This is a genomic window from Rhodoferax ferrireducens (assembly GCF_003347515.1).
Lineage (GTDB): Bacteria > Pseudomonadota > Gammaproteobacteria > Burkholderiales > Burkholderiaceae_C > Rhodoferax.
Map to the genome: position 1 here is coordinate 312,634 of NZ_QEII01000298.1, position 13,014 is coordinate 325,647.

Annotated in this window: 12 protein-coding genes and 1 pseudogene; 3 read left to right on the plus strand and 10 right to left on the minus strand. The window is 62.6% G+C overall.

Annotated features, from left to right (window positions below; genetic code table 11):
• Position 1 precedes the first annotated feature (1 nt).
• Positions 2-1,123, plus strand: coding sequence for a patatin-like phospholipase family protein (locus C5P05_RS21795; RefSeq protein ID WP_114971937.1), 1,122 nt, complete (start codon positions 2-4; stop codon positions 1,121-1,123).
• Positions 1,124-1,160: 37 nt separating this feature from the next.
• Here C5P05_RS21795 and C5P05_RS21800 read toward each other — a convergent pair whose 3' ends face one another.
• From C5P05_RS21800 to C5P05_RS21845, 10 genes are all read right to left on the minus strand, one after another.
• Positions 1,161-2,075 (minus strand): hypothetical protein, encoded by a 915-nt coding sequence (locus tag C5P05_RS21800; protein WP_114971938.1) that lies wholly within the window; start codon positions 2,073-2,075, stop codon positions 1,161-1,163.
• A gap of 112 nt (positions 2,076-2,187) precedes the next feature.
• On the minus strand, positions 2,188-3,096 hold the full coding sequence (locus C5P05_RS21805) for a M48 family metallopeptidase (protein WP_114971939.1): 909 nt from the start codon (positions 3,094-3,096) through the stop codon (positions 2,188-2,190).
• A gap of 10 nt (positions 3,097-3,106) precedes the next feature.
• Positions 3,107-3,841, minus strand: coding sequence for a lysophospholipid acyltransferase family protein (locus C5P05_RS21810; RefSeq protein ID WP_114971940.1), 735 nt, complete (start codon positions 3,839-3,841; stop codon positions 3,107-3,109).
• Between the two features lie 74 nt (positions 3,842-3,915).
• A complete protein-coding gene (gene gmhB, locus C5P05_RS21815) occupies positions 3,916-4,491 on the minus strand; it encodes a D-glycero-beta-D-manno-heptose 1,7-bisphosphate 7-phosphatase (protein ID WP_198674815.1) in 576 nt (191 codons plus the stop codon).
• A gap of 11 nt (positions 4,492-4,502) precedes the next feature.
• Positions 4,503-6,695 carry a glycine--tRNA ligase subunit beta gene (glyS, locus tag C5P05_RS21820; RefSeq protein ID WP_114971942.1) on the minus strand — a complete coding sequence of 731 codons (2,193 nt, stop codon included), beginning with the start codon at positions 6,693-6,695 and terminating at the stop codon, positions 4,503-4,505.
• Positions 6,696-6,697: 2 nt separating this feature from the next.
• Complete coding sequence (gene glyQ / locus C5P05_RS21825; RefSeq protein WP_114971943.1) at positions 6,698-7,687, minus strand: glycine--tRNA ligase subunit alpha; 990 nt, start codon at positions 7,685-7,687, stop codon at positions 6,698-6,700.
• 99 nt (positions 7,688-7,786) lie between these two features.
• Positions 7,787-9,430, minus strand: coding sequence for an apolipoprotein N-acyltransferase (gene lnt, locus C5P05_RS21830; RefSeq protein WP_232834612.1), 1,644 nt, complete (start codon positions 9,428-9,430; stop codon positions 7,787-7,789).
• Positions 9,431-9,452: 22 nt separating this feature from the next.
• Positions 9,453-10,322, minus strand: a complete 870-nt coding sequence (locus C5P05_RS21835; RefSeq protein WP_114971945.1) for an HlyC/CorC family transporter — start codon at positions 10,320-10,322, stop codon at positions 9,453-9,455.
• 87 nt (positions 10,323-10,409) lie between these two features.
• Positions 10,410-11,141 carry a GNAT family N-acetyltransferase gene (locus C5P05_RS21840; protein ID WP_114971946.1) on the minus strand — a complete coding sequence of 244 codons (732 nt, stop codon included), beginning with the start codon at positions 11,139-11,141 and terminating at the stop codon, positions 10,410-10,412.
• 54 nt (positions 11,142-11,195) lie between these two features.
• The gene (locus tag C5P05_RS21845; RefSeq protein ID WP_114971947.1) at positions 11,196-11,669 is read right to left on the minus strand and encodes an Lrp/AsnC family transcriptional regulator; all 474 of its coding nucleotides are present in this window, start codon (positions 11,667-11,669) and stop codon (positions 11,196-11,198) included.
• 147 nt (positions 11,670-11,816) lie between these two features.
• On the opposite strand from C5P05_RS21845, the pseudogene C5P05_RS21850 reads away from it, so the two are divergent.
• Together C5P05_RS21850 and C5P05_RS34675 are read left to right on the plus strand one after the other, a co-directional pair.
• Positions 11,817-12,889, plus strand: a pseudogene (locus tag C5P05_RS21850) (IS3 family transposase); the annotation flags it as partial.
• Positions 12,884-13,014: IS3 family transposase (locus tag C5P05_RS34675; RefSeq protein WP_232834615.1), on the plus strand; the 131-nt coding region annotated here is incomplete at its 3' end. The pseudogene C5P05_RS21850 and the gene C5P05_RS34675, both read left to right, overlap by 6 nt.

Here is a 13,014-nt window from a genome sequence, read left to right on the forward strand (position 1 = left end):
CATGAACTCAACCCCGCACACCCCTTTGGATCGGCCATCAACGGCGGAATCCCCCATCATCAATCTGGCGCTCCAGGGCGGCGGCTCGCACGGCGCCTTCACTTGGGGCGTGCTGGACGCGCTGCTCGAAGATGGCCGCATCACCCTGGAAGGCATCAGCGGCACCAGCGCCGGGGCCATGAACGCGGTGGCGCTGGCGCACGGTTTTGCCCAGGTTCAGCAGCGCGGAAAAGGGGATGCGCGCGAGGCCGCGCGCGAAGCGCTCAGCAGCTTCTGGAACGGCATCGTCAACATGGGCGCGCTGTCCGAAGCGCAGCGCTCGCCGTTTGATGTGCTGTTTGATCGGCGGGGTGGCGGCAACTCGCCGACCGCTGCCTGGACCGAGGCCATGACCAACTTCTGGTCTACCGCGATGTCGCCCTACCAGAGCAATCCTTTCGACATCAACCCCTTGCGCCATTTTTTGGAACAGCAAATCGATTTTGAAGCGGTGGCACAACTCCAGACGCTCAAGGTGTTCGTGGTGGCGACACGGGTTTCCACGGGCAAGGCCGAGGTATTTTCGGGCAAGCGCCTGAGCGTCGATGCGGTCATGGCCTCGGCCTGTCTGCCCATGGCGTTCAAGGCCGTGGAGATCGAGGGTGAGCATTTTTGGGACGGCGGCTATTCCGGCAACCCGGCCATCCATCCCCTGATTTACAACTGCCGCAGCCGCGACATTGTGCTGGTGCAGATCAACCCAATCAAACGCGACGAGCTGCCCACGACCAGCGCCCAGATTGCGGACCGCATCAACGAGGTCACGTTCAACGCGGCACTGATGGCCGAGATGCGCGCGATTGATTTCGTCAAGCGCTTGCTGGCCGAAGGCAAGCTCGATCCCGCGCACTACAAAGACGTGTTGATGCACCGCATCGACGGGGGCGAGGCGTTGGAGGCCTACGCGGCGTCCACCAAAACTTCGACCAACTCAAGCCTGATCCATGACCTGCGCGACTTGGGCCAGGCCCACGCCCGCGCCTGGCTGCTCAAGCACTTCGCCTCGCTGGGCGTGGCGTGTACCGTGAACATCAGGCGGGACTATCTGGACGATTTGCGCGTGCCCGTTACCGCGCGAACCTGAGCATCGGGCGAGGTGACGGCCGGCGGACCCGGGTTAGCTATTGCCTGCCGCGCCCTGGCCCGCGTTCCTCGTCCTCGATCACGCGTTCTCTCCCCTGCCCTTGTCCCTGTCCCTGTCCTTGACGTGGCCTCTGCCGCTCTTGCGGGGCAGCCTCGTGCGGTGGCTGCTGCGGCCTCTGCTCCTGAACGGCTGGCTCTCGCTGCCTTGGCGGCGCTTGATGGGGAACTGGCCGCTGGGCCTCTTCGTCTCTTCTTGGCTGCGGCGGTGGCGGATTCCGCCGCTGGACGTCCTGCGGCCTGGAATCTCTCTCCTGCGGCGCTGGCTGCCGTTCCCGCTGCGACGGTGCGGGCGCTCGTGGCGCGGCCTGCTGCTCCTGGAAGCGCTGGCGCACGACGGCGTCACGCGGCTGATACCGGTAATTTTCGCCATGCAGTTCGCGTTGCTGCTCTATGCGGGGATAGCGGTCGCCGGGATAGTGTCGCTGGTAGTCCGGCAAGGGTGCCGGGGCTGGCGCGGAACGGCGGTTCCAGCGGTCCCAGCCGCTTCGACCTCGCTCCCACGAAGGACCCCAATGCTCGCCCCAGCGCGGCGGCGCGTCTGCCTGCCAGCCACGAAAGTACACCGGCGGCACCCGGTAATAGCGCACCGGAATGCGCAGCACGAACACCGGCACCACCTGCGGCGCCACCAGCTCCCACGGCCCGTTGTACCAGGAGCTCGCGTACCAGTCGTCGCCTTGATAGACCCAGTACATGCCGTCGTAAAAGAAGAAGTTCGAGTTCAGCCGCGGCGCATAGTAAACCGGGTAGTCCGGCACCTGCACGAGCTCCGGATACACCGGCAGGTTGATGCCGATGCTCACGCTGGGAAGCCCGATGCCAATACTCACCTGCGCCAGGGTCGAGGTCGCCGACCCCAGCAGCATCAAAAACACAATCAATCCGTAACGCATATTCTGTCCTCCAGTGTCAATTTGTTGAAAATTGCTCTGCGGTCAGACTAGCCGAATGCCCCCTGAAAGTCGGTGCGCTGTCGCACAGTTGGCGATGGCAAGCCGGGAAGGCTCAGGCCCAGCGCGGCGTCGCTTCGTCCTTGAGTTGACTGCGCAGCGCGGCGTAGTCCGGCACCACCGAGCGCACCGTGTCCCAGAAGCGCGGACTGTGGTCCATCACCCGCAGGTGGCTGAGTTCATGCGCCACCACATAGTCAATGACGGGTTGGCGGAAATGAATCAGGCGCCAGTTGAGCCGGATCGAGCCGTCGGTGCGGGCGCTGCCCCAGCGCGTGCGCGCATTGCTGAGCGCCAGTTGGCGCCACTGCACCTGCAGCTGCGGCGCAAAGTGATCCAGCCGCTCGATGAAGTTGCGCCTGGCCTGCTGCATCAGCCAGACCTGTACCGCGTCCCGAATTTGCTCCGGCGCGGCCGCCTGCGGCAGGGCCAGTCGCAGGGTTTGGCCGGCGGTGTCCGCCGCGCTATGCAGCACCGCCTTGGCAGCGCCTCGGACCAACGGCGTCGAATGCAGCAGCACCTGCACCGGCGCACCCAGAAAAGGAATGGTCGTGCCGTCGCACCACTCGATCTGCTGGGCCACCAGCCGTTCGTGGCGCTCCGCCGTCTCGCCGAGTTTACGGATGATCCAGAGTGACTTTTCCTGCAAGGCCGCGTCCACCTCGTGCAGCGGCACCCACTTGGGCGCGCTCACCACCAGGCCCTCGGGGCCCACCGAAAACCCGATGGTGCGCCGCTTGCCGCCGCGTTTGAATTCAAAAGCCACCAGCGCGTCGCCCAAACGCGTTTCGCGATTGGCGCGGGGGTGACAAAACGAGGCGAGAGCATTGATCTCGGCCAAGGGGCGCCCCGCCGATCGCGGCTTGCTTGCTACTATTTCAATAGCCACTTGCGCACTATCGACGGGGGCTGTAGGCTGATTTGATCCAAAAAGATCGAGTGTGAACTGCAACAGCGGATGCATGGCGCCCAGCTTAGCGGTAAGCCTCGGGGTCAATCCGGTGCATCTCGGCTTCGATCCAGGCCTCGACCTCACGCATCAGCTCTTTGGGTTCGCGGCCCACGCTGGGAATCGGTTGGCCAATCGACACCTGCACCACGCCGGGGTGCTTGACAAAGCCCGTGCGGGGCCAGCATTTGGCTGACGACACCGCAATCGGAATCACCGGGGCGCCGGCTTCCACCGCCAGCCGGGTGCCGGCCGTCTGGTACGTGCCTTTTTCGCCCCGCGCGATGCGCGTGCCCTCGGGGAAGATGATGATCCAGGTGCCTTGGCCCAGCAGGCGCTTGCCCTGCGCCACCACATGCTTGAGGGCGGCGGCGCGGGATTCGCGGTTGATGTGGATCATGTCCAGCCGCGCCATCGACCAGCCAAAGAAAGGGATGCGCAAGAGCTCGCGCTTGAACACAAAGGCCAGCGGGTGCGGCATCAGGGTCGGCAGCAGCAGAGTCTCCAGCGTGGACTGGTGCTTGGACAGCAAAATAGCCGGGCTGCTCGCCCCCGCCGGCAGGTTTTCCAGGCCGCGGACCTGCACCTGGATGCCCAGAATCACCCGGCTGCCCCAGATCACCAGGCGAAACCAGTTGACTGCAAACCACCACAGCGAGGTGCGCCCGACCCACAGGGAAATCAGCACCAGCGCGAGGCCCCACGGGATGACCGTGATCAGCAGCCAGGCCATGTGCAGTATCGATCGAATCAGTAACATTTAATGCTTTTCAGGCCTCTAGCCCCCGTAGATAGTGCGCAAGCAGCTATTATTTTTATAGTGAAACAGGCTATCTAGACGACGGCTGCTGCGGCGGCGGCAGTTTCTCGCGCTATCAGGAAGTCGGCGAAGGCGGCCAGATCGGCATGTACCTGCGTCTCTTTGGGGAATGTTTCGGGCAGGCTGCGCCCGATGTAGGCGGCGCCCCGCCCTGTCAGCACCAGATGCGGCTCGCAGCCGGCGGCCAGACCGGCCAGCACGTCGCGCGCCGAGTCGCCCACCATGGGCACGTCGTGCAGGTCAAGCCCATAGCGTTCGCCAATCTGCTCAAACAGGCCGGGCTCGGGCTTGCGGCAGCGGCAGCCGTCATCGGGTGCATGCGGACAGTAAAAAATGGCATCGACCCGGCCCCCCACGGCGGCCAGCAGCTTGTTCATCTTGGCGTGCATGGCGTTGAGCGTGGAGACATCGAACAGGCCCCGGCCCAGGCCGGACTGGTTGCTGGCGATCACCACATGCCAGCCGGAGTGGTTGAGCCGGGCAATCGCCTCCAGCGCGCCCGGCAAGGGCGCCCATTCCTCCGGCGACTTGACATAGTCGTCGCTGTCTTCGTTGATGGTGCCGTCGCGGTCGAGGATGACGAGTTTCATGGCGGATGAACTCACGATGCCAGCCGGGAAAGATCGGCCACGCGGTTCATGGCGTCGTGCAGGCTTTTCAGCAGACCCAGGCGGTTCAGGCGCAGGTCGAGTTCCTCGGCGTTGACCATGACGCCATCGAAGAAGGCATCGACCGGCGCGCGCAGGGCGGCCAGGGTTTGCAGCGAGGCGGTGTAGTCGCCCGCGTCAAACTGGGCTTTCGCCTTGGGCGTCACGTCTTGCATGGCAGCGTACAGGGCAATCTCGGCCGGCTCCTTGAGCAGCAGCTCGCTGACGTGGGGATCAACGTCCAGCGCCTTTTTCAGGATGTTGCTGATGCGCTTGTTGGCGGCGGCCAGGGCGGCGGCTTCGGGCAGGGCGGTGAAGGCACGCACGGCAGCGAGTCGCTTGGGGACATCCCCCAGACGTTGCGGTCCTTGCGACACCACCGCGTCGACTTCCTGCGCGCTGTAACCCTGCTCGCGCAGGGAGCCGGCGAGGCGGTCGTAGATGAAGCTTTGAAGTTCATCCACCAGTTTCGACCGGTCAGGGCTAATGAGGCTTCCGAATGGATCGCCCACGTTATGCAATAACCAACTCAGCTCAAGCGGCAAATCTTTTTCGACCAGCATCCGGATCACGCCCAACGCGTGGCGGCGCAAGGCAAACGGGTCTTTGTCCCCCGTAGGAACGTTGCCGATGCCGAACATGCCCACCAGCGTTTCCAGCTTGTCGGCCAGCGCAACCACCACGCCCACGGGATTGCGCGGCAACTCGTCACCGGCAAAGCGCGGTTTGTAATGGTCCTCAATGGCGAGCGCCACGTCGTCGCTCAGGCCGTCATGGCGGGCATAGTAGCCGCCCATGATGCCCTGCAACTCGGGGAATTCGCCCACCATGTCGGTCAGCAAATCGGTCTTGGCCAGGCGCGCAGCGGTATCCGCTGCTTGGGTCAACGCGCCATCTTTCTCAATGATCCAGGACTGCGGAGCCAACTCGCGCTTCACCTCACCGCTCAACTGCAGTCCAATGACTTTCGCAATGGCACTGACACGTGCCACGCGTTCACCCTGCGTACCCAGCTTGTTGTGATACACCACCTTGTCCAGCCCCGCCACGCGGGATTCCAGCGACTTCTTGCGGTCCTGGTCGAAGAAGAATTTGGCATCGGCCAGGCGCGGGCGCACCACGCGCTCGTTGCCGCCAATGACAGCGCTGGCGTCCGCCGGGCTGATGTTGCTCACTACCAGGAATTTGTTGCTCAACTTGCCCTGCGCATCGAGCAGCGGAAAGTACTTTTGATTGGCCTTCATGGTGAGAATCAGGCACTCCTGCGGCACATCCAGGAACTGGGCTTCGAACTCGCAGACCAGCACGTTCGGGCGCTCGACCAGGCCGGTGACTTCGTCGAGCAGGGCTTCGTCTTCAATGGCTTGGGCACCCTGGCCCACTTGGGCAGCAGCGGCGGCCAACTGGCGCACGATCTCGGCACGACGCTCGGCAAAGCTCGCAATCACGGCGCCGTCCTGGACCAGCGTGGCGGCGTAGTCGTCGGCATGCGCCAACACCACCGGCGACACCCGGGCTTCAAAGCGGTGGCCTTGCGTGCTGTTGCCCGCCTTCAGCCCCAGCACCTTGACTGGCACCACGGTGCTGCCGTGCAGCGCCACCAGGCCGTGCGCCGGACGCACAAAATGCACGCTGCTCCAGCCGGGCAGTTCGCAATCGGTTTCCAGCTGGTAGCTCATGACCTTGGGGATGGGCAGCTTGGCAATGGCTTCTTCCAGCGCTTTTTGCAGGCCGGTGTCCAGCGTGGCGCCCGAGACCAGGCTGTCATAGAACAGGGCCTCGGCCTTGCCATCGGGCGCTTTTCTGAGCGCCGCCACGGTCGCCACCGGGTCGGACACGTCGGCGCCCAGTGCCTGCAGTTTCTTGATCAGCGCGGGCGTGGCCAGGCCGTCGGCGTTCAGCCCCACCGTCACCGGCATGAGTTTTTGCTGTACCGCCTTGTCAGCGGCCTTGAGCCAGACGTGGGTGACGTGGGCCGCGAGACGGCGTGGCGAGGCATAGGCGGTTACCACCGAGTCGGCGGTCGTCAGCCCCTGGGCGCGCAATTGGTCGCCCAGTTGGGTTGCGAACGCCTCGCCCAGCTTCTTGAGCGCCTTGGGCGGCAGCTCTTCCACAAACAATTCAACGAGCAGATTCTGTGTTGTCATTTTTATGCGGCTTTCTTCGTCATCTGTTCCACCCACTCGCGTGGCGCCATGGGAAAGCCCAGGCGCTCGCGGCTCTCAAGATAGCTCTGCGCGACTGAGCGCGACACATTGCGGATGCGCCCCATGTAGGCGGCGCGCTCGGTCACGCTGATGGCGCCCCGTGCGTCCAGCAGGTTGAAGCTGTGTGCCGCTTTCAAAACTTGTTCGTAGGCCGGCAGCGCGAGTTGCTGCTCGATCAGATGTTTGGCCTGCTTTTCGTGCGCGGCGAAGGCAGTGAACAGAAAATCGACGTCGCTGTGCTCGAAGTTATAGGCCGACTGCTCTTTTTCGTTTTGCAGGTAGACGTCGCCATAAAGGATCTGGCCCCCACGCCCGCCCACTGCGTGCGGCTCGCTGCCCCCCGAGGTGGCTGGGTCAGCTTGGGGGCGGCCCGGCGCTGCCCCGGTGTCGGTCCACACCAGGTTGTAGACACTGTCCACGCCCTGCAAGTACATGGCCAGGCGCTCCAGGCCGTAGGTGATCTCGCCGGTGATGGGCTTGCAGTCGATGCCGCCGACCTGCTGGAAATAGGTGAACTGGGTGACTTCCATGCCGTTCAGCCACACCTCCCAGCCCAGACCCCAGGCGCCGAGCGTGGGGTTTTCCCAGTCGTCTTCGACGAAACGGATGTCGTTTTTCTTCAGGTCAAAGCCCAGGGCTTCGAGTGAGCCGAGGTACAACTCCAGGATGTTGGCCGGGGCCGGCTTGAGCACCACCTGGTACTGGTAGTAATGCTGCAGGCGGTTGGGATTCTCGCCGTAGCGCCCGTCTTTCGGACGGCGGCTGGGCTGCACGTAGGCGGCCTTCCAGGGCTCGGGCCCCAGCGCTCGCAAAAACGTGGCGGTGTGCGACGTGCCGGCGCCAACTTCCATGTCATAGGGTTGCAACAAGGCGCAGCCCTGGGCATCCCAGTAAGACTGCAGTTTCAAAATGATTTGCTGGAAGGTCAACATGGCTTGGGGGGCGCCGACGGGCGGCGCCCTGGTGTTTGAAAGACAGACGCGGCGTGCGCGTGTAAACGGCCGATTTTACGGGGGTTCCGGCGCGCCAGATCAGTGCGCCAGGCTGATGACAGACGCGCGTTTTTTCAGGCTTTGGCGCGCGGCCAGCAAGAGCAGGCCAAAAACGCCCAGCCAATACGGCCACAGACCCCAGCGCGCCATCCACCAGGCATAGGGCGTGATGCCTATCCGGCCTTCGACCTCGCCCACCAGTACCCCCCGCGTGTCGCGGGGAATGGCACGGGTGACGCGGCCGCGATGGTCCATGATGGCGGTCGCGCCGGTGTTGGTCGCCAGCAGAAACGGCCGCTCGAACTCCAGCGCCCGCATGCGCGCGATCTGCAGGTGCTGGTCCATCGCCAGGCTGTTGCCAAACCAAGCCAGATTGCTGACGTTGACCAGGATGGTGGGCGCTTGCGCCGGATCGATGAAGAGCTGGGCCAGCTCTTCGCCGTACAGGTCCTCGACACAGATATTGGGCGCCAGTTTTTGCCCCTGCCAGTCAAAAGACGCCTGCCCGAGATCGCCGCGGTTGAAGTCACCCAAAGGGATATTCATCATGGCGGTAAACCATTTGAACAGCGGCGGGATGAATTCGCCAAACGGCACCAGGTGGTGCTTGTCGTAGCGCCAGGGTTGCGTCTGTCCGGGCTTGAGCCCCGCGACCGAGTTGGTATACCCCTGCTGGGAATCGCCCAAGGGCGTGCCGATCAGCGCCGCCTGTTCACCCGAGGCAAAGCGCTGTTGCAAGGCCTCCCAATAGGCCGGCGGCAACTGCTGCGGCAGCACCGGAATGGCGGTTTCAGGGGCAATCACCAGCGAGGTGCGGCTCAGTTGCAGTTGCTCGGCATACCACTGCAAGGCCAGCGGCACGCCGCTGCCGGGCTCAAATTTCTCGTCCTGGGGGATGTTGCCCTGCAAGAGTGTGACGCCCAGGCGTCCGGTCGATCCGGACCAGCCGGGCTCGCCGCCCCGGTAGAGCGACAGCACGAAGGGGCCAGCGAGCACCAGCAACACGGCCGCCAGACCCACCAGCCGGGCGCGCCAGGCACCACCCCGCCATGTGTGGAGCCACTGAACCAGGCTCATGCCCAGCCAGGCCGTGAGGGCACACAGCCCATACATGCCCAACCAGGGGGCGTAGCCGGACAGCGGGCCCTCCACATGGGCGTACCCGGCGGCGCCCCAGCCAAAACCGGTCAGCCAGATGCCACGCGCCAGTTCAGCCAGCAACCAGAGCGCTGCGAAAACAATAGCTTCCCACGCTTTATTGACGGGGGCTAGCGCCACAAATAGTCCACAAACAGCGGCATAGTACAAAGCCAGCAGCCCGGCCAGCGCGAAGACGGCCAACACGGCCAGCAAACTTGGCAGGCCGCCGTAAGTGTGCAGGGCGACGAAGATCCACCAGAAGGTGCACGCCAGCCAGGCCGTGGCAAATAGCCAGGCCTGTGCTGCGGCAGGCCGCCAAGCACCCGGGCCCTGGCGCCGGCAGGCCTCCAGCCGCCACGCCAGCAGCCCCAAAGCCAGCAACTGGAGCCACCATACCGGCTGGCCTTGGCGCAGGCCCAGAGGCGCTAACAGGCTATTCGTCACGGCCCAGGGCCAGGCCATGCTCGCGGCATGGGCGGCGCCGGCCATCAGGGCCAGCGCCATGTGCATCCATGAAAGATTTTGTGCGGGTAACGCCGGCATGGCGGCCCACCGCCACTGCGCCCTAGGGGGCTTCATCGGCAACCGGTGATACCTTGAACCATTTCACAGCGCCGCCTTTGGTGTGCATCACCACAAAATTCAGCCCCGCCAGGGTGTGATGCTCGCCGCGCTTGGGAACATGACCCATTTCATGGGCAATCAGGCCGCCAATGGTGTCGAATTCGTCGTCGGGGTCGGAGCCAGTCAGCGTGACGCCAAAGGCATCGTCGACGCGCTCGATGGTGGTGTCGCCGCTGACGCGGTAAGTGCGATCCGCCAGACCGTAAATATCGCCCTCGTCCTCGGCAATATCGAATTCGTCTTCAATCTCACCCACGATTTGCTCCAGCACGTCCTCGATCGTGACGAGCCCCGCGACCCGGCCGAATTCGTCAATGACGATAGCCTGATGGTTGCGGTTGCCCTGGAAGTTACGCAACAAATCGTTGAGCCGTATGCTTTCAGGGACAAAGACGGCCGGGCGCAACAGAGCCCGGATGTTGAGTTCGGGCGCACGCTGGAGTTTGAGCAAGTCCTTGGCCATCAGGATGCCAATGATGTTCTCGCGTTCGCCTTCATACACCGGAAAACGCGAATGCGCCGTGTCGATCACGCCATGCATCAGCACGTCGTAGTCATCCCCGATATCAACCAGATCCATCCGGGTGGCGGGCACCATCACGTCGCCGGCCGTCATGTCCGCCATGCGGATCACCCCCTCAAGCATGGCACGGGATTCGGCGCCAATGAGGTGGTTTTCCTCCGCTTCCGCCAGCGTTTCAATCAACTCAGCGATAGAGTCCGGCCCCGGGTGGATGAACTCGGCCAGTTTTTGCAGGAAAGTACGCTTGTCTTCCCGGTCAGGAAGTCGCGGGGGATGGGGGTCTGACACAGCCAGAGGAGCAGGACATGCGGTTGTTGTTGAGCCTCTAGGATAGCGGATTGCGATGACGCCTTCAGCACGAGGCATGCAACCGCGCTACTTCGGCGTAATTTGCTGGGCGTCCTGCACGTCACGGCGAAGCGCCTGCACGCCGGCCAGAACGTCCCAAAACTGTTTGACCTGCACCTTGACGCGGTAATTTGTCTGGGCGAACTGCTCTTGCAGCAACTCGCTCAAACGGGTGTCGAGCGTGGCGGGCAGCAGCAGCAGATGGGCCTCGGATTCAGAACCATCGCGCTCGACCGTGGCGCCAGCCTGACGGGCAATTTTGAGCATGGCGGTGTTTTCGCTCAGGGCGTGAATGAACATCCGGCTGACGCCTTCATTGCGCGCATGCATGGCGGCCCGATCAAACAGACGGGCGCCATAGCCACGCCCGCGGGCCGATTTCAAGACGGACACGCCAAACTCAGCGCAGGCGTCCAGACTGCTGTCGGCGGAGAACGCCAGATGCGCCATGGCTATCAGCTCAATACGCCGGTTGTAAATGCCAAAGATCTCATCCCGCTCAAAATTCAGACTGTCCGCATAACGTTGGATTTGCGCGTCATTGGCCGAGAAACCGAAACGCAAATAACGGTCATGCGGATCCAGTGCCAACAAATGGCGGTTGATCCGCACGCGGTGGTTAACGCCCAGAGAGCGGATGGGCACCAGCACCGGTGACTTTCCAGATGCAGACGTCGGCATGAGACCCACTGAGACAGGGCGCGATGGCTCCTTGGCGCCTTCCAGCGATGCCTCGTCCAATGCCTTTGGTTCAATCATGGGCTGGACTATAAGGGTTTTCCCTAGAGTTATCACCTCACAGCACAAATCGCCTTACAAGGGCACGGCCGTCGTCGCCTTGACACGATCCAGCACAAAGCTGGTTTTGCAATCCTGCACGCTGGGATGCTTGAGCAGCGTGTCCATCACGAAATGTGAGTACGCCCCCATGTCTCGAACCAACACCCGCAGGAAATAGTCCATTTCGCCACTCAGGGCGTCGCACTCGACGACTTCAGGCCAGGTCTGAACGCTGGCCCGAAATAAGTCCCTGGGAGGGAGCTTATGGCTTTCCGTGTGTTTTTCCAGTCGCACGTTGATGTGGGCCATCAGCGTCAAGCCCACGGCCTCCGGCTTGACTAAAGCCACGTAACGATCAATCACACCACCGGACTCCAGCCGCTTGACCCGACGCAGTACGGCACTCGGCGACAGGCTCACCATCTCCGCGATTTGCTCATAGGTAGTGCGCCCATTCGCCTGCAGGCTGCTTAAAATAAGTCTATCTAGCTTGTCTAATGTTTCCATTTGACAAATTTTGCAACTTTATTGTGCTTGATGCGAATTTAACGGGTTGCGGTAGGGACGGAGGTTACCCCCCGCCCCCGCACTGACCTTGCCCCCGAAAACTGTAGTTCTTAAGCCTTGTTCAAAATACGCACAAGGAGTTAGGAAATGTCAGACAAACAGGTTCGTGGGAAGTACACGCAGGAATACAAATTGGAGGCTGTTCGTCAAGTCAAGGCTGGGCAGTCCATAGCGGTGACGGCAAAGGTGCTGGGCATCCCCAAGGCCAGCCTGAGCAACTGGGTACGCTTGAGCGCCAAGGGCATTCTCAGCGGCGCGGGCGACAAACCTGCGACAGTCACGGCTGAACAAATGGAACTGGCTCGCTTGCGCGCAGAAGTTGCACGTTTGCGCATGGAGCGTGACATCGCAAAAAAAGCCGCGGCGTACTTCGCGCAGGACACGCTGCGAGGTACGCCTGGATTCACCAAATGAGAAAGCACTATCCGGTTAGCATTGCCTGTGAGGTGCTGGAGGTCAGCGCCAGCGGGTACTTCACCTGGGCGCGTCAACACAAGGCCAAGCGGACAACCCCACCGGGTCGCTACAGCGACGAAGCCTTGCTGGCCCACATGCGTGCCATCCATGCCGAAGTCAAACAGGAATACGGCTGGCCGCGCATGCACAAAGAACTGCTTGCCCGTGGCATTCGGGTTGGGAAAGAACGGGTGCGCCGTCTTATGCAGCAGCACGGCATCAAGGCCAGGACCAAGCGCAAGTTTGTGGTGACCACCGATAGCAAACACAACCTGCCAGTGGCACCGGACCTGGTGCAGCGCAAATTCAATCCCGAGGCACCCAATCAGCTTTGGAGTGGTGACATCACCTACATTGCCACCGATGAAGGCTGGGTGTACCTGGCAGCGGTCATTGACCTGTTCAGTCGTCAGGTGGTGGGCTGGAGCATGAAGGACCACATGCAAACCAGTCTGGTCAAGGACGCCTTGACTATGGCGCGCTTTCGTCGCCGACCAGGCGCAGGGTTGATATTCCACAGCGACCGTGGGAGCCAGTATTGCAGCCATGAATTCCAGAATGCACTGACGGGCTGGGAGATGCGCTCATCGATGAGCAGGAAGGGCAATTGCTGGGATAACGCACCCACGGAGAGTTTCTGGGGCCGGCTGAAAACCGCCAGCCTGCACGGAAAGAAATTCGCCACCCGGCAGCAGGCCATGGATGGGAGTCGTCGTTTGCGCACGGCAGTGGCCTCGCGAGGGATCGTGATTGGCATCTACCGTCTGCGCCGTCTGATGCGCAAGCACGGACTGCGCTCGGTATGGAAGCGCAAATTCGTGCACACAAC

Excerpts from the sequence above, each read along its gene's own strand:
- C5P05_RS21795 (WP_114971937.1), top strand. The coding sequence starts at position 2 with ATGAACTCAACCCCGCACACCCCTTTGGATCGGCCATCAACGGCGGAA.
- C5P05_RS21800 (WP_114971938.1), bottom strand. The coding sequence starts at position 2,075 with ATGCGTTACGGATTGATTGTGTTTTTGATGCTGCTGGGGTCGGCGACC.
- C5P05_RS21805 (WP_114971939.1), bottom strand. The coding sequence starts at position 3,096 with ATGCATCCGCTGTTGCAGTTCACACTCGATCTTTTTGGATCAAATCAG.
- C5P05_RS21810 (WP_114971940.1), bottom strand. The coding sequence starts at position 3,841 with ATGTTACTGATTCGATCGATACTGCACATGGCCTGGCTGCTGATCACG.
- gmhB (WP_198674815.1), bottom strand. The coding sequence starts at position 4,491 with ATGAAACTCGTCATCCTCGACCGCGACGGCACCATCAACGAAGACAGC.
- glyS (WP_114971942.1), bottom strand. The coding sequence starts at position 6,695 with ATGACAACACAGAATCTGCTCGTTGAATTGTTTGTGGAAGAGCTGCCG.
- glyQ (WP_114971943.1), bottom strand. The coding sequence starts at position 7,687 with ATGTTGACCTTCCAGCAAATCATTTTGAAACTGCAGTCTTACTGGGAT.
- lnt (WP_232834612.1), bottom strand. The coding sequence starts at position 9,430 with ATGCCGGCGTTACCCGCACAAAATCTTTCATGGATGCACATGGCGCTG.
- C5P05_RS21840 (WP_114971946.1), bottom strand. The coding sequence starts at position 11,141 with ATGATTGAACCAAAGGCATTGGACGAGGCATCGCTGGAAGGCGCCAAG.
- C5P05_RS21845 (WP_114971947.1), bottom strand. The coding sequence starts at position 11,669 with ATGGAAACATTAGACAAGCTAGATAGACTTATTTTAAGCAGCCTGCAG.